Origin of the sequence: Afipia carboxidovorans OM5 (genome assembly GCF_000218565.1) — a bacterium.
GTDB classification, from domain to species: Bacteria; Pseudomonadota; Alphaproteobacteria; order Rhizobiales; family Xanthobacteraceae; genus Afipia; species Afipia carboxidovorans.
The window spans coordinates 3574270-3595748 of record NC_015684.1 but is presented as its reverse complement, the minus strand read 5'-3'; the positions used below and the strand labels follow the sequence as shown (position 1 = coordinate 3595748).

The following is a 21479-nucleotide window of genomic DNA, read 5'->3' as shown; positions in this document are numbered from 1 at the left end:
AAGCTCCGCCGCCGGCAGAAAGCGCCGTCTGGCAAGGGTTTCTTTGAAGGAAGAAAGGCTGGGGGTCAGCGCGTACTCGGAGGGCGCAGGATGCAATGGCGGAGGACGCGTGCCGGACGCTTTTCAGCCGGTCCGGTCATGATCGAGCAATGAACGTCGAGGATGTCGAAAGACGTCTCGAATGCCATAGCTTCCCCCTTTGAGCTGCGTCGTTCGCAGCGGCCTGCTGTGGCCACGGTTCCCAAATCGTCGACAGGATCGAAGATCATCCTGCTTGCCGTTTGCGATCCGCCAGCCGTACCCCACTCCAACCCTCGGCGCCGACGAAGAGGCTGCTTTGCGTTTCGACTTTTCTTCCGTTTCGGCCGAGCCGTTACAGAGAAGGCGATTTCGACATAGCAAGCCGGTCTCACAAATCGTGTGAGTTGTGTCTCCATCATCACTGAGGATACGTCGCTTAAACCTGCACTCGTAGACTGCACGTCCGCCCGTTGTCTTTTCGATCGACGGTTTTTCTCAACGACCGCTCGATCCGATCAGCCGCGGGGCGCCGCGACGGAGTAAGAAATACACGAGGCTAAACTTCCCGCAATGGAATGATTTTTTGCATGCGCGGAAATTGCGCACGCAAGTGCGGGCGATGCATTGCGCCCGCATACGAAACGATTCGCCAAGGTTTTGAATCTCCGTTGAGATTCGCGAGCAGCCAGTGTTGTGGCAAAACCGGCGCGTGAAAAAAGAACCTTCATAAATTGTTTACGTTTGCCCGGCGGCAAATTGCGTTTTCAAAGTGCTTCGTCGCGCTATGCCGATAAGTGATTATCGAGTCGCGCTAATTTCTGTTCATCCACATAGGGTAACTCCCGTGTGCAACTGCGCCTCGCAAGCGTTCGCCTGTTGACAGACGGAAAGCGCGTTGCCGCACGGCGCGTACGCGCCTTGACGTCCGTTATGACGCGTTGGTTGCGCGTGTGGTGCGTCGAAAGACGAAGCGGATCGTGGTGTTGCGAAGGTCGCAACATGCATGCGTCACTCTGCGATGACCGTAACCGGTGACCGCTCGACGAAAGTGCAACCGAGAGAAGAGATCGCGGGAAACAAATCGCCGCAAACAAAAAGGCCCGGGAGACCCGGGCCTTTGAATCGTTCTGCGACGAAAAATCTTACTGCGCGAGCTTGGCGATCTGCGCAACGAGACGCGAGACTTTCCGGCTCGCGGTGTTCTTGTGAATGATGCTGCGCTGGGCGGCGCGCATGAGCTGCGGCTCTGCCTGCTTCATCGCCTCGACGGCCGCGGCGCGGTCGCCCTTCAGAATGGCGGCCTCGACCAGGCGGACCGATCCGCGCATCTGGGTCCGGCGGGATTTGTTGACCGCGGTGCGGCGGGCGATCTTGCGGGTCGCCTTCTTGGCGGAAGTCGTATTGGCCATGGTCTCTTTACGTCCTTCGGCGGCACTCTGTCAGAGAGGCCGGGCTGGTCGTGCTCGGCAAAAGCCGATGCAATGAAATTGATGTTCCGCGTCCCGGAAGGCAAGCGCCTGCGAGATTCGGGGACGCGCCTTAAAGAACAGCGGCGGCCGGATTTCTCCGCCGCCTATTGCGCCTCCTTATAAGGGGGCGGTGGTTTTCCGTCAACGACTTCCCAAGCCCTCTATCGAGGCTGCATCAGCGCCCGGATCGAGCGGAAAAACCGCCCGATTTCAGCGGAATCCGGGGTTCCGGTTGAATTTTACGGCCCGGCCCGGTATTGCCGCTGACATCGGGCAAGGGGGGCTCATGATCCGCGGTCTGTTTCGCCTCATCGGTCTGCTGCTGCTGGCGGGGGCTTTCATTTTCCTCGTCTATGACGGCGCGCGTTCGATCGCGGACCAGACCCTGCGGCTGACCCGCCTCGGCGATTTCTGGAACGACATCCATCAGGCGAGCCAGCGGGCCTTCCAGATTCGCCTTGAAGAGACCTCGGCCTTTCTCTGGGACCATGTCGCCAAGGTGGTGCTGAACCAGCCGGCCTGCGTGGTGCTCGGCGTCGTCGGCATCGTTCTGCTTGTGTTGTTCCGCCCGCCGAAGCCGTTGATCGGTTACGGCCGCGACTGAGGCTCCTCTCCCGACACACGGCGACAGCGCCTATATAGGGAGGCAGCCGCAGGAGGCCTCCCATGTTTTTTGCCCGCAAACCGCTCGCCATTCCGACTGCCGCCGACGCGCTGCCCGGCAGGCCGCAACCGATCCCGACCGCACAAAGCCATTTCGTCAACGGCCATGCCTTGAAGGGGCCTTATCCCGCAGGCCTGGAGACCGCTGTGTTCGGGCTCGGCTGCTTCTGGGGCGCGGAACGCAAGTTCTGGCAATTGGGTGATGCGGTTTACGTCACGGCTGTCGGCTATGCCGGCGGTTCGACGCCGAACCCGACCTATGAGGAAGCCTGCAGCGGCCTCACCGGCCATACCGAGGCGGTGCTCGTGGTGTTCGACCCGAACGCCATCTCCTATGACGACCTTCTGAAGACGTTCTGGGAGAGCCACGACCCGACGCAGGGCATGCGTCAGGGCAACGATGTCGGCACGCAGTATCGCTCGGCCATCTACACGACGAGCGAGGCGCAGATGAAAGCCGCACTCGCATCGAAAGCGGCCTATGAGGCGGCGCTGGCGGAGCAGGGCTTTCCGGCGATCACCACCGAGATCGCACCGCTCGCCGACTTCTATTTCGCCGAGGATTATCACCAGCAATATCTCGCCAAGAATCCCGGCGGCTATTGCGGGCTCGGCGGCACCGGCGTCACCTGCCAGATCGGCACCGGCGTCGGCGCGTAACACACTTCATGCGCGTTCTCAGCGCGCGCGAAATGGCGCACTTACCCTTTGTTAACCATAGTTGCGGCAAACCGGGACGAACCCTTCATTTGAAGAAGGGCAGGATCGGAGCGGTTGGTGCGCGCCCCTCGTTTGTCGTTGATCGTGACCGGCGTTCTTGCGCTCGCGATGTCGGGCTGCATGCGCACCCCCACGCCCGTCTCGACGTCCCGCGCCGATCTCGATGCACTTGCCTATCGGGGTAGCGCCCCGGTGATGCCGGCCCGCGTTGCCAACGCCTATGCCGCGACTGAAGGGCCCTACCGGCTCGATGCCGGCGACAAGCTTCGCATCGTCGTGTTCGGGCAGGAGGGGCTCAGCAATACCTATGCGGTCGATGCCGGCGGTTCGATCACCATGCCGCTGATCGGCGGGGTGCGCGCCAAAGGGTTGTCGCCGGCCGAGCTTGCAGGCGTTATCACCGCGCGGCTCAAGCACGGCTATATCCGCGAGCCCTATGTGGCGGTGGAGATCGAAGCCTACCGGCCGTTCTTCATTCTCGGCGAGGTCACTGCACCCGGCCAGTATCCTTATGTGCCGAACATGACGGCGGAGAGCGCGGTGGCGATTGCCGGCGGCTTTACGCCGCGGGCGCAGCGCGGCGAAGTGAAGCTGACGCGGACGTATCCCGCGGGGCCGCTCACCAGCATGGTGCCGCTCGCGACGACGCTGAAGCCCGGCGACACCCTTCTCATCGGCGAGCGCTGGTTCTAGAGACGGCGTCGATCAGTTCTGATCGTTTTTGCCGCGATGTCTCCTTCACCTCTCCCCGTTGGGGAGAGGTCGGATCGCGTATGCGATCCGGGTGAGGGGGACTAGGTATTCAATCGAGGCATTTAGAGCCCCTCACCCCAACCCTCTGCCCGACGGGGAGAGGGAGTGCATCGCGGGTGTTGTCAGCGATGCCGCCTCAAGCGGCTTCGTCAACAAGCGATTGCCTAGAAAATCGCCTTGTTTCGCCAGAGCCAGTCGCGGCTCCAGTTGCCTTTCCATCCGGTGAGGCGGCCGTGGCGGAATTGCAGATAGAGCGGATCTTTCCGGAACAGGAAACCGTCGCCGTTGACCATGCGGATCACGACGAAGGTCTCGTTGCCGGGTGAGCCCCGCACATAAGTGAGCGGTGCGCCGAGAGCTGCCGCCACGCTCTCCTGATCCATGCCGAACGCAAGTGGCGCGGTATTCGACAGCGTCGCGGTGAACGGCAGCCGCGCGGGCTCCTGCGCATTTGCGGGCGACGTGGCGAGCGCCAATGCCGCGCTTAAGGTGGAGAGGAACAGGCCGAGCGCGAGACACGCGCGGCGCAGTGTGATGGCTGTCGTTGTCATGGCGCGATTGTTTGCATTCCCGCGGCCGAAGGCAAGCGGGAAGGCGCGGTATGCTCAGGAAGCCGCGCCCTGCCGGAACTGGATGATGCTGCTCTGATCCTGACGTGCCGGATTGCCGGTTGCGTCCAGAATCTCGCGCGCAAGATCGGCCTGCGTGAACGGCTTGGCGAGTTTGGGCACGCCCACGCCTGCGCCGCGATCCAGTTCGGCAAAGCCGGTCGCGAGAATGACTGGAAGCTGCGGCCACTGCGCCTTGATCGACTGGATGAGTTCAAGGCCGGTGGTCTGCGGCATCGCCTGATCGGTGATGACGAGATCGATGCCGTCCCGCGTGCGCAGAATCTCCAGCGCTTCCGTGGCCGAGGCGGCGGCAACGCCGATATGGCCGAGGTCTTCGAGCATCGCGACCGTATTGGTCAGCACCAGCGCATCGTCATCGACCGCGAGCACCACGAGCGATTCCTGGTCGGTGCGGGTCTGCATGATCTGCAGCGCTTTTTCGACACCCGGCAGTTTCGGCTTGGCGACAGGCAGCCACACCTCGGCGGTGGTGCCCTTGCCGACCGCGCTCTGCAGGACGAAGCGGCCGCCGCATTGCTCGGTGAGGCCATGCACCATCGGCAGGCCGAGGCCTGTGCCCTTGCCGGCGCCCTTGGTGGTGAAGAACGGCTCCGAGGCACGGCGCAGCGTTTCGGCGTCCATGCCGGTGCCGGCGTCCTGCACGCTGAGGCAGACGTAATCCGCGGGCGGAAGCCGCAGCCGATTGTTCTCGGTGATGGTTTCTTCGCGCGCCGAAATGATCACCTCGCCGCCCTTCGGCATGGCGTCGCGGGCGTTCATCGCGAGATTGAGAAGCGCCATCTCGAGCTGGTTGAAGTCGGCGAAGGCCGGCGCCATCACCAGCGGAAACTGGGTCTGGATGTTGATGGTGGGGCCGAGCGAACGCTGCAGCAGATCGGTCATGCCGCGCACCAATGCGGGAATGTCGATCGCTTCCTGCACGAGATCCTGACGGCGCGCGAAGGCGAGCATGCGCTGGGTCAGCGTGGCGCCGCGGCGCGCGCCCTGCAGGGCGTTCTCGAGAAAGGTATGAAGCTTGGGGTCGTCGGGCAGGCGCTTGCGCATCAGTTCAAGGCTGCCCATCACCGCCATCAGCAGATTATTGAAGTCGTGGGCGATGCCGCCGGTGAGCTGGCCGATCGCTTCCATCTTCTGCGAATGCGTGAGCGCTTCGCGGGTCTGATCGAGCAGCAGTTGCGAGTTGCGCCGCTCGGTGAGATCGCGGGTGATCTTGGCGTAGCCGACCACGGTGCCGTCGGGCGAGCGGATCGGGTCGATGACGACATAGGCCCAGAAGCGGGTGCCGTCCTTGCGGATATGCCAGCCCTCGCTCTCGAACTTGCCTTCGCGGCGCGCGGTCTCCAGCGCCCGTGCCGGCAGGCCGTCCTTGCGGTCCTCTGCCGAGTAGAAGCGGGAGAAGTGCTGGCCGATGATTTCGTCGGTCGTATAGCCCTTCAGGCGCTGTGCGCCGGGGTTCCAGCTGGTGATGGTGCCGTTGGGGTCCAACATGTAGATGGCATAGTCGATGACTGCCTCGACAAGGAGACGGTAGCGGCCATCTTCAGTCAGTGACGCGGAGTAGCGATCGGGAGATTCCATGATCCCTCAAGAGCGGGCTCAGGCCGCGCCAATGCTCACTAACATCGGGGTAGCCGGTTCGTTCCAGGCTTTTTGGTGTCTGGAGGGGGTAATTTATACCCGCATGGTTACCGGCCGGGCAGGGGGGCCATAGGTAGTAGTTACCCGTAGGCGAGGCATTGGGCTTTGGTCGTGGTCCGGGGATGCCGGGGTCATGACGGGACCCTGTCGGAGGCTTCCGCGGGAAGGCTCGCGCCCGCCCCAGGGCCGCCGCTCGAAAGGCTCACCACACCCGGCCGCCTCTCCGTCTTACGTCCCGACCGACGCGGCGGTCTGTCGAGGGGTTGGCTGGCCTCTCTGTTCGGAGTGCGTGCGCGCAAGTTCCGGAAAACGGACCGAACGCGCCCTTGCGCGCGTGCAATCAAAAAAAATTTTTCCACGTGGCTGACGCGTCAATCGCGCATGCGCGCAGAAAGATATTCCGGATCGTGATCGCGTCGCAGTGAGGATGTTTCGCGTGCGCGCGGGAAAGCAAAAGAGCGTTCTCTCGCGCATTTTTCCGTGTGTTCGTTGCTGCGGATTATATCGCCTCGCACATTTGCACAGCGGCATACAACGTAGCAAAACGACTTGTCTCTCACCAGATTGCGCAGTGACGGCCACGTCGCGCAGCCGCTTTTGACGAGAGAGAATCTGCGAGCCCGTAGGGTTCGTGCTGCACGAAGAGCAGGATTGCGATGACAAAGATGTTTCCGGGCCCAGGCCTCTCCGAAGATCAATGGCAGCATGTCAGATCGCTCGCCGCGACGCTGTCGCCCGAGCAGGTGACGTGGATCAGCGGTTACTTCTCCGGACTTGGCGATGCGTTCCGGCTTGGTACGAATGCGGCCGCGACGAATCTCGCGCCGCCGGTCGCGGCAGCGGCACCCGTTGCGCTTGCGACCCGCACGCTCAACGTTCTTTACGCAAGCGAGACCGGCAACAGCGCGGCGCTCGCCAAGGCGCTTGCCGATGCCGCCAGGACGCAGGGCATCGATGCCCGCGCCACCAACATGGCCGACTACAAGGTGCGCGGCCTCAAGGACGAGCAGGACCTCATCGTCGTCACCGCGACCCATGGCGAAGGCGATCCGCCGCAGGCGGGTGTCGCCTTCTTCGAGTTTCTGGAAAGCCGCAAGGCGCCGAAGTTGCCGAACCTGCGCTTCGCGGTATTGGCGCTTGGCGATTCGACGTACGAGAAATATTGCGAGGCGGGCAAGCGCATCGATCGCAGGTTTGAGGAGCTGGGCGCGCAGCGCATTGCCGATCGCGTCGATTGCGATGTCGATTATGAGGAGCCCGCGGCCGCCTGGCATGCGGATATGCTGAGCCGCCTTGCGCCATCACAAGCGGCTGCGACCCCGGCTACCGCAGCCGTAGCTGTTGCATCGGGTGCCGTGCCTGTCGCCGTCAGCGCCTTCGACAAGAAGAACCCGTTCCCCGCGCGCGTGATCGACAACATCGTGCTGACGGGGCGCGGCTCCTCCAAGGAGACGCGGCATATCGAATTGTCGCTGGAAGGCTCCGGCCTGTCGTATCAGCCGGGCGATGCGCTCGGCGTCGTGCCGCGCAACGATTCCGCCGTGGTCGCGGCACTCATCGAACAGCTCAAGCTCGATCCGAATGCATCGGTGACGGTGAAGCAGCAAACGCTCTCGCTGCAGGATGCACTCAATCGCGCCTTCGAGATCACCGCCGCGACGCCGCGCTTTATCGAGCATTGGGCGTCCGTCACCGGCGCCGCCGAACTGAAGCGGCTTGCGAGCCCGGAGGAGGGTGCGGCGCGCACCGCGTTCCTCAACACGCATCATGTCCTCGATATCGTGACGCGCTTCCCGGCGCCGGGGATCGAGCCGGCGTCGCTGCTGGCGGGTCTGCGTCCGCTGCAGCCCCGGCTTTATTCGATTGCCTCGAGCCTCGCGGCCGCACCCGATGAGGTCCATCTCACCGTCAGCACCGTGCGTTACGATCTGCACGATGTGCCGCGCGCCGGTGTCGCCTCGGGCTATCTTGCCTCGCTCACGGATGAGGATGCGACGCTGCCGGTCTATATCCAGCCGAGCGCGCATTTCCATCTGCCCACGAACGACGTGCCGATCATCATGATCGGCGCCGGCACGGGCGTTGCGCCCTATCGCGCCTTCATGCAGCAGCGTGAGGTGGAAGGCGCGAGCGGCCGTTCCTGGCTGTTCTTCGGCGAGCGCAACTTCCGCAGCGACTTTCTGTATCAGGTCGAGTGGCAGGGGCTGTTGAAGAGCGGCGTGCTGAGCCGGATGGATATCGCCTTCTCGCGCGACGGCGCCGACAAGGTCTATGTGCAGGATCGCCTGCGTGCGCAGGGCCGCGACATCTCCGCCTGGCTCGAAGAGGGCGCGCATCTCTATGTCTGCGGCGATGCCGCGCGGATGGCGCCCGACGTGCACGGCGCACTGGCCAATATCGTCGAGACGCATGGCGGGCTGAGCGATGAGGCCGCGAAGGACTATCTCGCATCGCTGCAGCGCGACCGCCGCTATCTGCTCGATGTTTACTAAGGGCACGATGTTATGGATTTGAAAGTCAAGGTCGATCGCAGCCGCGATGTCTCCCAGCCGCTCGACAAACTCGGCCCGGACGAGACGCTGAAGGCCAACAGCGATCAGCTTCGCGGCACCATCGCGCAGAGCCTCGCCGATCCGATCACGCTCGCGGTCGATCCGAGCGACAACAAGCTGATGAAGTTTCACGGCATCTATCAGCAGGATGACCGCGACATCCGCGACGAACGCCGCCGCCAGAAGCTGGAAGCGGCTTACTCCTTCATGGCGCGCGTGCGGTTGCCGGGCGGCGTTTGCAGCACGAGCCAGTGGCTCAAGCTTGACGAGCTCGGCCGCGCCTATGCGGGCAACACGCTGCGGCTGACGACGCGGCAGACCTTCCAGCTTCATCGCGTCCTCAAGCATCACCTGCGTCCCGCGCTGCAGGGGCTGCGCGAGGTGGTGCTCGACACCAAGGCCGCCTGCGGCGACGACACCCGCGGCGTGATGGCGACCGTCAATCCGCTGGTCTCGAAGGTGCACGCCGACGTCTATGCGCTGGCCAAGCAGGCGAGCGAGCATGCGCTGCATCGCACCGGCGCCTATCGCGAAATCTGGTACGAGGAGGAGCGCGATCCCTCGACCGTGAAGTCGGCGCCGGACGGCAGCGAGGAGCCGTTCTACGGCCGCACCTACATGCCGCGCAAATTCAAGATCGGCTTTGCGGTGCCGCCCTCCAACGACATCGACGTCTACGCGCAGGATCTCGGCTTCATTGCTATCGTCAAGCGCGGCAAGCTTGCAGGCTTTAACGTCGCGATCGGTGGCGGGCTCGGTCGCACCGATCAGGCGCCGAAAACCTATCCGCGTCTTGCGAGCGTGATCGGCTATGTTGGTGTCGACAAATTGTTCCAGACCATCGATGCGGTGATGTCGGTGCAGCGCGACTATGGCGACCGTGTCGATCGCCTCCATGCGCGCTTCAAGTACACCATCGACGACAAGGGTCTCGACTGGATCAAGGCCGAGATCGAACGCCGGCTCGGCTTCGAACTCGCACCGGCGGCGCTCTACACCTTCACCTCGAACAGCGATCCGCTTGGCTGGGTCAAGGGCGAGGACGGCCACTGGCATTGCACGCTGTTCATCCAGAACGGGCGCGTGATCAACCATCCCGGCCAGCCGCTGATGGACGGCCTGCGCGAGATTGCCCGCGTTCACAAGGGCCATTTCCGTATCACGCCGAACCAGAATCTCATCATCGCCGACATCGCCCCGGAAGACCGCCCGGCGATCGAGGAGGTGATGAAGGAATATGGCCTCGATGCGTTCGAGACGCGGAGCCAGTTGCGGCTCAACTCGATGGCCTGCGTCGCGCTGCCGACCTGCGGCCTCGCGATGGCCGAGAGCGAGCGCTATCTGCCTGATCTCATCAGCAAGATCGAGCCGCTGCTCGAACGATATGGTCTGACGGACGAGCCGATCACCATCCGCATGACCGGATGCCCGAACGGCTGCGCGCGGCCCTACGTTGCCGAGATCGCGCTGACCGGCCGTGCGCCGGGCAAATACAATCTCTATCTCGGCGGCGGCTTTCACGGCGAGCGCCTCAACAAGATGTATCTCGAAAATGTCGGCGAGAGCGCCATCCTCGACGCGCTCGACAAGGTGCTCGGCCATTTCGCGCGGGAGCGCACGCCGGGCGAGCATTTCGGCGACTTCGCCATCCGCGCCGGTTACGTCGCGGAAGTGAAGGAGGGCCGTTACTTCAACGATTGATTTTCAAGCACCGCGGAGTGGCCGTCGCCGCACCATGCGACCGCGGATCTCCGCCTCTCAACTGAAAGAAGGGTACGATATGGCAAATGCAAATTCTCCTCTCGTCACGGCCGATTGGGTCAAGGACAATCTGAACAATCCGAAGGTGCGGATTTTCGAAGTCAGCGTCGATCCCGGCGTCTATGCCAGCGCGCACATTCCGGGCGCGGTCAATCTCGACTGGCACGTCGATCTCGTCGACACGGTGAACCGGGATATCGCTTCGCGCGAGAAGCTGCAGGCGACGCTGCGCAAGGCGGGCGTCGAGGCCGACACCACCATCGTTATCTATGGCGACCACAACAACTGGTTCGCGGCCTGGGGCGCGTGGGTGCTCGACGTCTATGGGCTCGGTGCGCAGGTCAAGCTGCTCGATGGCGGCCGCAAGCTGTGGGAAGCCCGCAAGCTGCCGGTGACGGCGGATGTGCCGTCGTTCGCTGCCTCGCAGATCACGCTCAGTGAGCGCAACGAGAAGCTGCGCGCGCGGCTCTCCAACGTGCTCGATGTCGTCGAAGGCCGCGTCGCCGGCAAGCTGATCGATATCCGCTCGCCCGACGAATATCTCGGCAAGATTTTCGCGCCGGAAGGCGTCAAGGAGTTGTCGATCCGCGCCGGTCATATTCCGGGCGCGGAGAACGTGCCGTGGGGCACCATCGTCAACGATGACGGCACCTTCAAGCCGGTCGATGAAATCCGCAAGATCTATGCCGACAAGGGCGTCGATGGCTCCAAGCCGGTGATCACCTATTGCCGCATCGGCGAGCGCTCGAGCCACTCGTGGTTCGCGCTGAAGCGCATTCTCGGCTACGAGGTCCGTAACTATGACGGTTCGTGGACCGAGTACGGCAACGCGGTCGGCGTGCCGGTCACCAACAAAACCGGCACGGTGTGGCTCGGCAAGTAACGCGCCGGAATCATCGCAGCAACGAAAACGGCGGGCCTTAGCCCGCCGTTTTAATATGTCGGTGTGTCCCGCTTGGGAGCGTTCATTAACGCGAGAAATCATCCGTCGTCATGCGCGGACTTGATCCGCGCATCCATCTTTAAAAAAGTGGATGGATTGCCGGGTCAAGCCCGGCAATGACGTGTCGAAATTGCGGCTGCCAAAGCGTGCGCTCAGAACAGCGTCGCGTCAGCAAGAAGCGGCGCTTCGCCGTCTTTCCCCGACACGATGCAACCCTCCTTGAGCGGCCAGTCGATCGCAAGCGTCGGGTCGTCCCAGCGGATGGCGCGCTCATGCGCGGCCGACCAGAAGTCGGTGGTCTTGTAGAGCACCTCGGCGGTCTCGCTCAGCACCTGAAAGCCGTGGGCATATCCTTCCGGCACCCAGAGCTGCTTCTTGTTTTCCGCGCTGAGGATGGTGCCGAACCATTGGCCGAATTGCTTCGAGCCTTTCCGGATATCGACGGCGACGTCGAAAATCTCGCCTGCCAGCGCCCGCACCAGCTTGCCTTGAGCCTTCGGCGCGATCTGATAGTGCAGGCCGCGCACCACGCCCTTGCGCGACAGGGACTGATTGTCCTGCACGAAGGTCACGTCTCTGGCTACGCGTTCACGGAAGCGCTCGGCGTTGAAGCTCTCGAAAAAATAACCACGCGCGTCGGTGAATACCTGCGGCTCGATCACCACGACGCCATCGAGTGTTGCCGCTGCGGCCGTCATGCGAAATCTCCATCCAGCAGCGATTTCAGGTAGTGGCCATAGGCAGTCTTGCCGAGCGCCGTTGCCTGCGCATCGAGTTCCGCGGCGCTGATCCATTTCTGATTGTAGGCGATCTCTTCCAGACAGGCGACCTTCATGCCCTGACGGTGTTCGAGCGTGGCCACGAACTGGCTCGCCTCCAGAAGCGATTCATGCGTGCCGGTATCGAGCCACGCAAAGCCGCGGCCGAGCACCGCAACGTTGAGCGCGCCTTTCTCCAGATAGCAGCGGTTGACGTCGGTGATCTCGAGCTCGCCACGGGCGGATGGCTTGATCGAACGCGCATAGTCGATCGCGGTGTTATCGTAGAAATAAAGGCCGGTGACCGCAAAGCGCGATTTCGGCGCCTTCGGCTTTTCCTCGATCGAGCGTGCGCGGTGTTGCTCGTCGAATTCGATCACGCCGTAACGTTCGGGATCGTCGACGCGATAGGCGAATACAGTCGCACCCTGCTCGCGCGTGGACGCTTCCTTGAGATGCGACAGCAGGCCGTGGCCGTGAAAGATGTTGTCGCCGAGAACGAGCGCGACATCGTCATTGCTGATGAACGGCGCGCCGATGGTGAGCGCCTGGGCGAGGCCCTCCGGCTTCTCCTGCACGGCATAGTCGAGCTGCATGCCCCATTTCGAGCCGTCGCCGAGCAGCTGGATGAAGCGCGGCGTATCCTGCGGCGTCGAGATGATCAGAACTTCGCGGATGCCCGCGAGCATTAGCACGCTCAACGGATAGTAGATCATCGGCTTGTCGAAAACCGGCAGTAACTGCTTGCTGACGGCAATAGTCGCAGGATGCAGCCGGGTGCCCGAGCCGCCTGCGAGAACAATGCCTTTGCGATTGCGTTTGGAGGTCATGTCACCTCGTTTCTCACGCCGGATGTGAATGGGCAATGAAATCCTTGAGCGGCTGCTGCCAGTCGGGCAAATCATGGCCGAGTAGGCGGCGGATCTTGCCGGTGTCGAGCATGGAATTCTGCGGGCGTTTCGCCGGGGTCGGATACTGCGCGGCCGGAATCGGAAGGATATTTTCTTCAGAGAGCTTCAGCGGCCGGCCCTGGCGTCTGGCCTCGCGCACAAGGGCAAGCGCGTAGCTGTGCCATGTCGCGCGGCCGGCGGGTGCGAGGTTGAAAAGCCCCCGTGCTGCGGCGGCTTTGGCAGGATCTTTCGTGAAGATGTGCTGTCGGACGATCCCGGCCGTGGTATCGGCAATCAGATCGGCCGAAGTCGGTGCGCCGAACTGATCCGCCACGATGCGCAACTCATCCTTCTCGGCGGCAAGCCGCAGAATGGTGTTGGCAAAATTGCGCCCGCGCACCCCATAGACCCAACTGACGCGCAGGATGGTGAAGTCGGTCGCCGTGTCCATGATCGCGCGGTCGCCTGCGAGCTTGGTGCGGCCGTAAACATTGAGTGGTGCCGTCGCATCGTTCTCGGTGTAGGCGGTAGGCTTGGTGCCGTCGAACACATAGTCGGTCGAATAATGAATGAGCCATGCGCCTGTGGCGCGCGCTTCCTCGGCGAGGATGCGCGGCGCATCGGCGTTGATGCGCTCGCAGAGCGCGGTTTCCGTCTCGGCCTTGTCGACGGCGGTATAGGCCGCGGCATTGACGATAAGATTCGGCCGCGCCGCCCGCACGGCGTCCCGCAATCGATCGAGGTCGCCAAGATCGCAGCTCGTGCGGTCGTGGGCGGTGAGTTGCCCTTGCGATGCAAGGCGCGACTGCAGCGCGGCTCCAACTTGGCCGCCCGCACCGAGAAGAAGGATGCGTGGCTCGTTCATCGTGCGGCGTAGTTCTTTTCAATCCAGTCGCGATAGGCGCCGGAGATCACGCGCTCAGTCCAGACCTGATTGGCGAGATACCAGCGGACGGTCTTGCGCAGGCCGGACTCAAACGTCTCGCGCGGCGTCCAGCCGAGCTCACTTTGAATTTTTGTGGAGTCGATCGCGTAACGGCGGTCGTGACCGGGCCTGTCGGTGACGAACGCGATCTGCGTGCGATAGGATTTCCCGTCGGCGCGCGGGCGCTCCGCATCCAAGAGGTCGCAGATTGTCTGCACGACCGCAATGTTCGGCTTCTCGCTATTGCCGCCGATGTTGTAGGTCTCGCCGAGACGGCCCGTAGCGAGCGTGCTGCGGATGGCGTCGCAATGGTCTTCGACATGAAGCCAGTCGCGCACCTGAAGGCCGTCGCCATAGACCGGCAACGGCTTGCCGGCGAGGGCGTTGTGGATCATCAGCGGGATCAGCTTCTCGGGAAACTGATAGGGCCCGTAATTGTTCGAGCAGTTGGTGGTGATGACCGGCAGCCCGTAAGTGTGGTGCCAGGCGCGGGCGATATGGTCGGATGCGGCTTTCGACGCGGCATAGGGGCTGTTCGGCCGGAACGGATGCTGCTCGGTAAACGCCGGCTCCTCCGGCGTCAGCATGCCGTAGACCTCGTCAGTGGAGACGTGAATGAAGCGGAATGCGGCCTGCTCGTCGGCGGGCAGGCGCTGCCAGTAATCGCGCGTGCATTCCAGAAGGCACGAGGTGCCGACGACATTGGTGGTGATGAAAGCGTCCGGGCCGTGAATGGATCGGTCGACATGGGATTCCGCGGCAAAATGAATGATCGCGCGCGGGCGGCGGCGTGCGAGCAGACCTTTGACGAGCGCGCTGTCGCAGATATCACCATGTACGAATTCGAGACGTTCACCCGGCAGGTCGCTGAGGTTTTCGAGATTTCCCGCATAGGTCAGCTTGTCGAGATTGATGACGGCGGTGGGCTCGTTCGCGATCCAGCAACGGATGAAGTTGGAGCCGATGAATCCGGCACCGCCAGTGACGATGATCGGAGCGGAGGGACCGGCGGCAGAGGACATTTTTACGGGCTTTCAGCGTGGTTAGATCGGGAAAACGACTCTGACCGAATATAAAAAATTATCGGGTCGATTGAAACCGGCGTTTTTAGCGGGCAGTCTTCCGAAATAGAGCGTCCTGGGTCAGGCGATGAAAATCCTGTCCAGCTCCTGCGACAGGCGATCGAAGCGGCGCTGATCGAGAATGCCTGTTGCATGGATTTTGCTGTCGATGCGCGCGAGCCAGCCGGCGTGATCCTGTATGCAGCTTTCCAGTCTCTTCAAAAGATCGTCGGCATCCTCCGCGCCCAGTTCGGGAATGTAGAGCTCCGAGCGGGTATAGGGCGGGGAATTGGTACACACGGGCACGAGGCCGCTCGACAGATAATCGAGGAGCTTGATGTCGGATTTCGCGTCGAAGAATGTCTGGTTCTTCGGCTTCAGCCCGGCGGGTAGGGGCGCAAGTGCAATCGCGCCGTCGAACAGGCGCAATGCCTCGCGATACGAATTAAAATCGATCCGCCGGATCAGCCTGACGCGCTTGAACGACGCGATATGATCCGGCTCGAACCGGCCGATCAGGATCATCTCGTAATCGTTACGGTTCACGACATCGGCAAGACCGTCCATGAATCCCGGCGCGTTGCGCAACACGAAAGGGTGATCGCCAGAGGTCCAGACCACCTGTTTCCTGATTTGAGGTTGAGGCGATCGCGCGAAACCGGCGTGGCCGTTCTTGAGCGTGATGATTGGTTTCGGGCTTGCAACCTGATTGAGCAGATGTGAGCGCAAGGTTTCCGTCGATGTGGTGATCGTGTGCGCGTGATCGAGGCACCACTGAATCCGCCGCATGTTGCGCGGGCGGGCTTTGACGAAATCGGGCGGAGCGAGGAGAAGGTCGTCGATGTCGTAGATGATCGGCGCCTCTGCGTGCTTCCGGAGAAACCGGTGCTGCGCCGTGGAGACGTTGCGGTGACACCAGATATGGGTGAAGGAAAAATCCTTGTGCCACCCCATCGATACCATATCGCGATCGGCAAGCTGAAAGCCGGAGATGACACCGCGCGCGAGCAAGGCCGCCAGAAACGGGCGGATGCGAATCTCACCGATCTCTTTGTCCGACGACAGCGCAAGGATAAACGGGTTGGGATCCCGGATGTACCTGTAGCGGTGAGAGGCAAACATCATATTCCCGTCAGAGTTGCCCTTAGCGGCATATCCTATTCAGGCGAAATGTTGTAATAAAAACGGCGCTTGCATTTTTCCCCGCATCAGGCCGTGGAAATCTGAGTGCCTGAAAAAGCGCATTGTTTTCAGCAGTCTCTGAAGTTTCGACTTGAAAATCCGCGCTGTGGCGGGCAATCAGGCGGCCAGTCCGTCGTTATCTGGAACCATCATGTCCGAGACCCGCGGGAAGATCACCGACGATCCCTATGGGGCTCTGCAAGTCATCAAGCGACTTGTTGCTGAGCAGGCGGTCGTCTACTGGCGGCGTTATCTGTTCGTGCTTGTCATGATGGCGATCGGCGCGGGCGCGAGCGCGGGCTCCGCTTATCTGTTCGGCAAGGTCATCAACGAGGCCTATGTCTATCGCAGCATCAACGGCATCGTGATGCTGTCGGCCGCCGTCATCGGCCTGTTCACCGCCAAAGGCATTGCCACCTATCTGCAGCAGGTGATGCTGTCGCGGATCAGCAATGCGATTCTTGCCAACAACCAGCGCAAGCTGTTTTCGAAATTGATGCAGGAAAGCCTTGCGTTCTATTCGAAGTCCCATTCGTCCGAATATCTGAACCGGCTCTCCGCCGGCGCGGCCTCGATCACGCAGGTGTTGTCGCTCATCATCACGAGCGCGGGCAGGGATCTCCTGACGCTGATCGGCCTTGTCGCCGTAATGGTGTCGCAGGACCCGTTCCTGTCGCTGCTGAGCCTCATCGTCGTGCCGCCGATGTTTCTGTTCGTGCGCAAGATCGTGCGGCGGATCAAGAGCCTCGCGGCCGGCCAGTTCATGGGCACGGCCTACATCATGGAAGCCGTGCAGGAATCGCTGCAGGGCATCCGCACCGTGAAAGCCTTCACGCTCGAAAGCGCGATGCAGGAGCGAGTGGATCGGAGCATCGCGGAGGTTGAGTCCTTTTCGAACAAGATGGCGAAGGTCGCCAACCGTTCGGGCCCGTTGATGGAGATGCTGGGCGGCATCGCGATCTCGGCGGCGCTGATGTATGGCGGCTATCGCGTGATCGCCACCAATGCGGCACCGGGGCAGTTCGTATCGTTCATCACCGCGTTCCTGCTGGCCTATGAGCCGGCGAAGCGGCTTGCGCGCCTCAACATCGATCTGAACAGCGCACTGATGGGCGCGAGTATGCTGCTTGAGATCGTCGACAAGCCCGCCACCGAACCGGACGACAGCGACAAGCCAGCGCTTGCTCTGACGCAGGCTCAGATCGAGTTTCGTGACGTGACTTTCGCTTATCGGCCGGACCAGCCTGTGCTCAAGCAGATGAATTTCATTGCTGAGCCCGGCAAGGTGACGGCTCTGGTCGGCCCCTCGGGCGGCGGAAAATCGACGATTCTGTCGTTGCTCCTGCGCTTCTATGAAGCCGATGAGGGTGCAGTCCTGATCGACGAGCAGGTCATCTCGGACTATTCGCGAAGCTCGCTGCGCCAGCAGACCGCTTATGTCGGACAGGATGTCTATCTGTTCCGCGGCACCGTCCGGGAGAATATCGCTTTCGGAAAGCCGGGTGCGACCGATGAGGAGATCGCGGCCGCGGCGGAGGCCGCCTGCGCCCATGATTTCATCACGGGCTTTCCGTTGGGCTATGAAACTCCGGTGGGCGAGCACGGCACGCAGCTGTCCGGCGGCCAGCGCCAGCGCATCGCGATCGCACGGGCACTGATCAAGGATGCGCCGATCATCCTGCTCGATGAGGCCACGGCCGCGCTCGATTCGGAATCAGAGAAATATGTGCAGGAGGCGATGGCGCGCCTGTGCAAGGGCCGCACCACTATCGTCATCGCCCATCGCCTTCATACCATCATGCATGCCGATACGATTCTGGTGGTGGAGAACGGCATCATCGTCGAGTCGGGCCGCCACGACGATCTGCTGCAGAAGAATGGCCGCTACGCCAATTTCTTCCGTCTGCAGCAGCGCGAGGCCGACAAGGCCACGCCGCTGCGTGCAAAGGCTGATGGATAGCTGCCACTCATCGTCACAGCGGCGGGCGCTTGGCTCGCTGCTCCAGTGCTGAGAGCTAACTGCCACTCATGTATCGCAGGCCGTCCTTGATGGAGCAAAGCGCCTGACTTAAGGTCAGGTGTTTCAGACGCATGCCGGAAAGATTGTCGCAGAGGCGGCAATCGCGATTGCCCGGATTGTATCGGTTCGCCGCCGAAGGCCCAGACGGGAAGAGCAGACAATAGAATGCCCAGACCATTATATGTGACCCGGCCTTTGCTGCCCGATCTGAACGACATGCACGCTCTGCTCCGCGAAGTCTGGGACACGAGAATTCTGACGAACGGCGGGCCGCTCCATGAGCGATTGGAGAGTGAACTAAAAAGCTATCTCGATGTTCCGACGGCGATGCTGTTCAACAATGGCACCATTGCACTTCTGGCGGCCTTGAAGCTATTGGAGTTGCCCGAAGGTAGTGAGGTTATTACCACCCCGCTGACGTTTGCGGCGACCGCTCATGCGATCCATTGGAATGGGCTGGTGCCTGTCTTTGCCGATGTCTCGCCGGATACGCTGACGATCGAACCGGAGTCGGTCAGGAAAGCGATTACGGCCAAGACCTCAGCCATTCTCGGCGTACACGTCTACGGCACCGTCTGTGACTTGGATGGTCTTCAGACCATCGCCGACGAGCACGGGCTTCAACTCATCTATGACGCCGCCCACGCATTTGGCGTGACGGTCCACGGAAAATCCATCGGCCTGTTTGGGAACGCGTCTGTGTTCTCGCTTCACGCGACGAAACTGTTCAATACGGCGGAAGGTGGGCTGATTACGACAGCCCGCGCAGAGGATGCGAAGAATCTATATTTTCTGAGAAATTTCGGAATCAAGAATGAGGACGAGGTCGTCTCCGTTGGTATCAACGGCAAGATGAATGAGCTCCAAGCCGCCATGGGATTGTTGAATCTGCCGTTGGTCGCCGAAGAGAAAAGGGTGCGGTCGCAGCTTCGGGAACGATATCAGGATTTTCTCAAGGCGCTGCCGGGCATATGGCTTCCGCCGAACCAGCCCGGAATCTTTCCGTCGGAACAATATTTCCAGATTTGTATCGATCCTGTGCTGTTCAAACGCTCCCGCGACGACGTTTATCGGAGCTTGCAGCAGAAAGGGATTTTCTCACGAAAGTATTTTCATCCGATTTGCACGGACTTCGAGCCCTACAGGAATTACGCCATTCATTCGGTGAGGAATGTGCCTCACGTCGAGATCGTGAAATCTCAGGTTCTCTGCCTGCCGTTTCACGGTGGTGTCACCGAGGACGATATTGACGATATCCGGGATGAGTTTTGTCAGTAAGAGCTGATCGTCACTTCGGCGACCGCTTTAATTTGGCCTCCATGAACTCGAGGCCTCTCTTCATCACCTGATTTGCAAGGTGCCGCGTTGGGATTGTGGTGAGATCGATGTCAGCTCCGACACTCCGCTTCGGGTCGACGATCCAGGGCGAACTCGCTCCCATATCGGAATAGAACGTGTTGACATTGTAGCCGTACTTGTCTGACAGCAGACGCTGGGCGTCGTCGGATGCAAGTAGCTCGTGCATCAGGTCCAGTCCCGCTTCCCGGAAGAAATGTTCAAACGCGCCCCTGTGAGCAATCAGAAATAGAGCTTTCTCAATCTTCAGATGTGTTTCCGATACGAGAGGCGGCGCTTTCAGGCCGAATGAAGCCGCGAAGTTGTCTGCCGACATCTTGTAAAAGGCATCCCGGACGATCAGCCTGAATTCGTTCACGGTTCGCCTGTTGGTGTCCGGATTTGCGGCGCTGGTATTGGACTCGTGAATTCTAAATTCGATAAGCTTCTCGGGTGAAACGAAAATTTCGCCGAATTGAACGAGAGCGATCCACTTCTCGAGATCTGGAAGTTGACGAAATCGGTTGTCATACGGACCGGCGTGGTTCAAAGCGTCGCGCTTGATCAGGATCGAAGGATGGCAGAGACAATTGCCGCCCAGCAGAAGATCGTGAAGCCACTGATGGCGGTTGCGATTCTCCTGCTGAAAGACGTTCGAGAATGAGGGGTTGCTTGGATCGAGAGGAGCGCCCTGGCTGTCGATCCATGCGACGTCGGAAAACACTGCAGCCAGATCGGGTTGGTTTTTGAAAATTGAAAGCTGCACATCGAGCTTGTTTTTCGCCCATCGATCGTCGGAGTTGCAGAGTGCAACGTAGGTTCCGCGGGCCAGCGACACCGCCTTGTTGGTGGCCGCGGCGGCTCCTTGATTCGTCTCGGAGAACACGGTGCGGATTCGGGAATCTACAAATGTCTTGATCACATCTACCGAATCGTCGGCCGAGCCATCGTCGACAATGATGAGTTCAAGGTCGAAAAACGTCTGGTCCAGGATCGATGTGATCGCCGAGGGGATAAACCGTGCATGATTGTAGGACGGCATGATCACGGAGACTGTCGGAACGGAAGCAACGGGCATCTAGACTCGATCTGCTAACCCAGGATGTGAGCGTGATTGTGAGGTGTGCCGCCCGATTGGTAGCCGGCGATAGTTTATGCGAGTTTTCGATAAGCGAGCCAGAAAAAATAGTTCGAAGACAGGATTTTCCGCTTGCCGGCATGTTGCTTCTTCGAGGACTCAACGCAGAGCTTGATATCGTGATAAGACCCGTCGAATGTGCAGGACGTGCAGTGGCTTGCGGGTCGTCCAGGATGACGTCGACAGTATTATAAAGGCTCACATGATGACACGACTGACGGAGATTTTGAACGACGCGCAAACCAGTTTACGGGTCAACGCGGCATGGGACCAAGTCTCGGCTGATTTTGCCGATGCGTACAAGCATATCCCGCGCCGATATATGCAGAGAACCGAGCTTTCGTTTCATCCGTATGTGAAGCTGCTTGGATATCTGTGCCTCGAGACGAGCGAGTTGCCGGGAGACGTCGTTGAAATCGGCGTTTGGAAAGGCAAGTCTCTTACCTTCATGCGGTCGCTGACCTCAGCGCCGGCGAAGGTCATCGGCGTCGATCCTTGTGCACTCCCCGGGCAATCGGAGGAGCTGGATTATTTTCAGCAACAGCTTTTCCCCTCCTGCAGCCTGATCAAGAAACCGTCGGAGCTTGCGATTCAGGACGTGACCAATCTCTCTCAGAGCTTCAAGATTCTGCATATCGATGGAGGCCACGTCGCAGAGAACGTGTTCATGGATTTTTTGATCTATGAGCACTTTGTGGTGCCTGGTGGTTATGTCGTATTTGATGATTATGGAGACCATGCCTATTCCCCCGACGTGGGTCCGGCGGTCGACGACCTCAGGGAAAAGGGGTGCTTCAGCAATTATGAAGTTCTGGGGCAGCCACCCGAATATGAAAACAGCTTCGTATTGAAGAAGCATGCGGGCGCTTGATCGGTATCAGATACGTTTGATACGAGCCGGGCGGCCCAGCCGGAGCTGCGCTGATTTGCGTCAATGAGCCGTTAGCAAGTACTCTAGGATCGGCCGCGCCTGAGCTTTCCTCCAGGCGCGATACTTTAAACGTCTCTGCCGTTCGCA

At 60.9% G+C, this 21479-nt stretch carries 18 protein-coding genes; 9 read left to right on the top strand and 9 right to left on the bottom strand.

The features are described 5' to 3' along the window. Positions 1 to 1163: 1163 nt before the first annotated feature. On the bottom strand, positions 1164 to 1430 hold the full coding sequence (rpsT, locus tag OCA5_RS17060; RefSeq protein WP_012561716.1) for a 30S ribosomal protein S20: 267 nt from the start codon (positions 1428 to 1430) through the stop codon (positions 1164 to 1166). 346 nt (positions 1431 to 1776) lie between these two features. On the opposite strand from rpsT, the gene OCA5_RS17055 reads away from it, so the two are divergent. From OCA5_RS17055 to OCA5_RS17045, 3 genes are all read left to right on the top strand, one after another. Further along, a complete protein-coding gene (locus tag OCA5_RS17055; protein ID WP_012561717.1) occupies positions 1777 to 2094 on the top strand; it encodes a hypothetical protein in 318 nt (105 codons plus the stop codon). 62 nt (positions 2095 to 2156) lie between these two features. Beyond that, positions 2157 to 2813 carry a peptide-methionine (S)-S-oxide reductase MsrA gene (msrA, locus tag OCA5_RS17050; RefSeq protein WP_012561718.1) on the top strand — a complete coding sequence of 219 codons (657 nt, stop codon included), beginning with the start codon at positions 2157 to 2159 and terminating at the stop codon, positions 2811 to 2813. Between the two features lie 117 nt (positions 2814 to 2930). Then, positions 2931 to 3566: a polysaccharide biosynthesis/export family protein gene (locus OCA5_RS17045; protein WP_012561719.1), complete on the top strand. Its 636-nt coding sequence runs from the start codon at positions 2931 to 2933 to the stop codon at positions 3564 to 3566. A gap of 224 nt (positions 3567 to 3790) precedes the next feature. Here the strand turns inward: OCA5_RS17045 and OCA5_RS17040 are convergent, their stop codons facing one another. After that, positions 3791 to 4177, bottom strand: coding sequence for a hypothetical protein (locus tag OCA5_RS17040; protein WP_012561720.1), 387 nt, complete (start codon positions 4175 to 4177; stop codon positions 3791 to 3793). A 54-nt stretch (positions 4178 to 4231) separates the two neighbouring features. After that, positions 4232 to 5836 carry a PAS domain-containing sensor histidine kinase gene (locus OCA5_RS17035; protein ID WP_012561721.1) on the bottom strand — a complete coding sequence of 535 codons (1605 nt, stop codon included), beginning with the start codon at positions 5834 to 5836 and terminating at the stop codon, positions 4232 to 4234. 716 nt (positions 5837 to 6552) lie between these two features. Here OCA5_RS17035 and OCA5_RS17030 point away from each other — a divergent pair. The 3 genes from OCA5_RS17030 to OCA5_RS17020 all read left to right on the top strand — a co-directional run bounded on the left by OCA5_RS17030 (position 6553) and on the right by OCA5_RS17020 (position 11092). Next, positions 6553 to 8388 carry an assimilatory sulfite reductase (NADPH) flavoprotein subunit gene (locus tag OCA5_RS17030; protein WP_012561723.1) on the top strand — a complete coding sequence of 612 codons (1836 nt, stop codon included), beginning with the start codon at positions 6553 to 6555 and terminating at the stop codon, positions 8386 to 8388. 12 nt (positions 8389 to 8400) lie between these two features. Beyond that, positions 8401 to 10149: an NADPH-dependent assimilatory sulfite reductase hemoprotein subunit gene (locus OCA5_RS17025; RefSeq protein ID WP_012561724.1), complete on the top strand. Its 1749-nt coding sequence runs from the start codon at positions 8401 to 8403 to the stop codon at positions 10147 to 10149. Between the two features lie 79 nt (positions 10150 to 10228). Beyond that, positions 10229 to 11092: a sulfurtransferase gene (locus OCA5_RS17020; RefSeq protein ID WP_012561725.1), complete on the top strand. Its 864-nt coding sequence runs from the start codon at positions 10229 to 10231 to the stop codon at positions 11090 to 11092. 212 nt (positions 11093 to 11304) lie between these two features. Here the strand turns inward: OCA5_RS17020 and rfbC are convergent, their stop codons facing one another. From rfbC to OCA5_RS16995, 5 genes are all read right to left on the bottom strand, one after another. After that, complete coding sequence (rfbC, locus tag OCA5_RS17015) at positions 11305 to 11850, bottom strand: dTDP-4-dehydrorhamnose 3,5-epimerase (protein WP_012561726.1); 546 nt, start codon at positions 11848 to 11850, stop codon at positions 11305 to 11307. Then, a complete protein-coding gene (gene rfbA, locus OCA5_RS17010) occupies positions 11847 to 12740 on the bottom strand; it encodes a glucose-1-phosphate thymidylyltransferase RfbA (protein ID WP_012561727.1) in 894 nt (297 codons plus the stop codon). Before rfbA ends, rfbC begins: the two co-directional genes overlap by 4 nt. A 13-nt stretch (positions 12741 to 12753) precedes the next feature. After that, entirely contained in the window at positions 12754 to 13665 is a 912-nt protein-coding gene (gene rfbD / locus OCA5_RS17005) for a dTDP-4-dehydrorhamnose reductase (protein WP_012561728.1), read from the bottom strand. After that, complete coding sequence (gene rfbB / locus OCA5_RS17000) at positions 13662 to 14747, bottom strand: dTDP-glucose 4,6-dehydratase (protein ID WP_012561729.1); 1086 nt, start codon at positions 14745 to 14747, stop codon at positions 13662 to 13664. Before rfbB ends, rfbD begins: the two co-directional genes overlap by 4 nt. Positions 14748 to 14867: 120 nt before the next feature. Beyond that, the gene (locus tag OCA5_RS16995) at positions 14868 to 15911 is read right to left on the bottom strand and encodes a glycosyltransferase family protein (RefSeq protein ID WP_244396132.1); all 1044 of its coding nucleotides are present in this window, start codon (positions 15909 to 15911) and stop codon (positions 14868 to 14870) included. A 208-nt stretch (positions 15912 to 16119) separates the two neighbouring features. On the opposite strand from OCA5_RS16995, the gene OCA5_RS16990 reads away from it, so the two are divergent. Both OCA5_RS16990 and OCA5_RS16985 read left to right on the top strand, forming a co-directional pair. Beyond that, positions 16120 to 17928 (top strand): ABC transporter ATP-binding protein, encoded by a 1809-nt coding sequence (locus tag OCA5_RS16990; protein ID WP_013913426.1) that lies wholly within the window; start codon positions 16120 to 16122, stop codon positions 17926 to 17928. 255 nt (positions 17929 to 18183) lie between these two features. After that, complete coding sequence (locus tag OCA5_RS16985) at positions 18184 to 19266, top strand: DegT/DnrJ/EryC1/StrS family aminotransferase (protein ID WP_012561733.1); 1083 nt, start codon at positions 18184 to 18186, stop codon at positions 19264 to 19266. A 10-nt stretch (positions 19267 to 19276) separates the two neighbouring features. On the opposite strand, the gene OCA5_RS16980 is transcribed toward OCA5_RS16985, so the two are convergent. Next, positions 19277 to 20401 carry a glycosyltransferase gene (locus OCA5_RS16980; protein WP_012561734.1) on the bottom strand — a complete coding sequence of 375 codons (1125 nt, stop codon included), beginning with the start codon at positions 20399 to 20401 and terminating at the stop codon, positions 19277 to 19279. Between the two features lie 262 nt (positions 20402 to 20663). On the opposite strand from OCA5_RS16980, the gene OCA5_RS16975 reads away from it, so the two are divergent. Beyond that, positions 20664 to 21332: a class I SAM-dependent methyltransferase gene (locus tag OCA5_RS16975; protein ID WP_244396133.1), complete on the top strand. Its 669-nt coding sequence runs from the start codon at positions 20664 to 20666 to the stop codon at positions 21330 to 21332. The last annotated feature ends 147 nt before the right edge of the window (positions 21333 to 21479 follow it).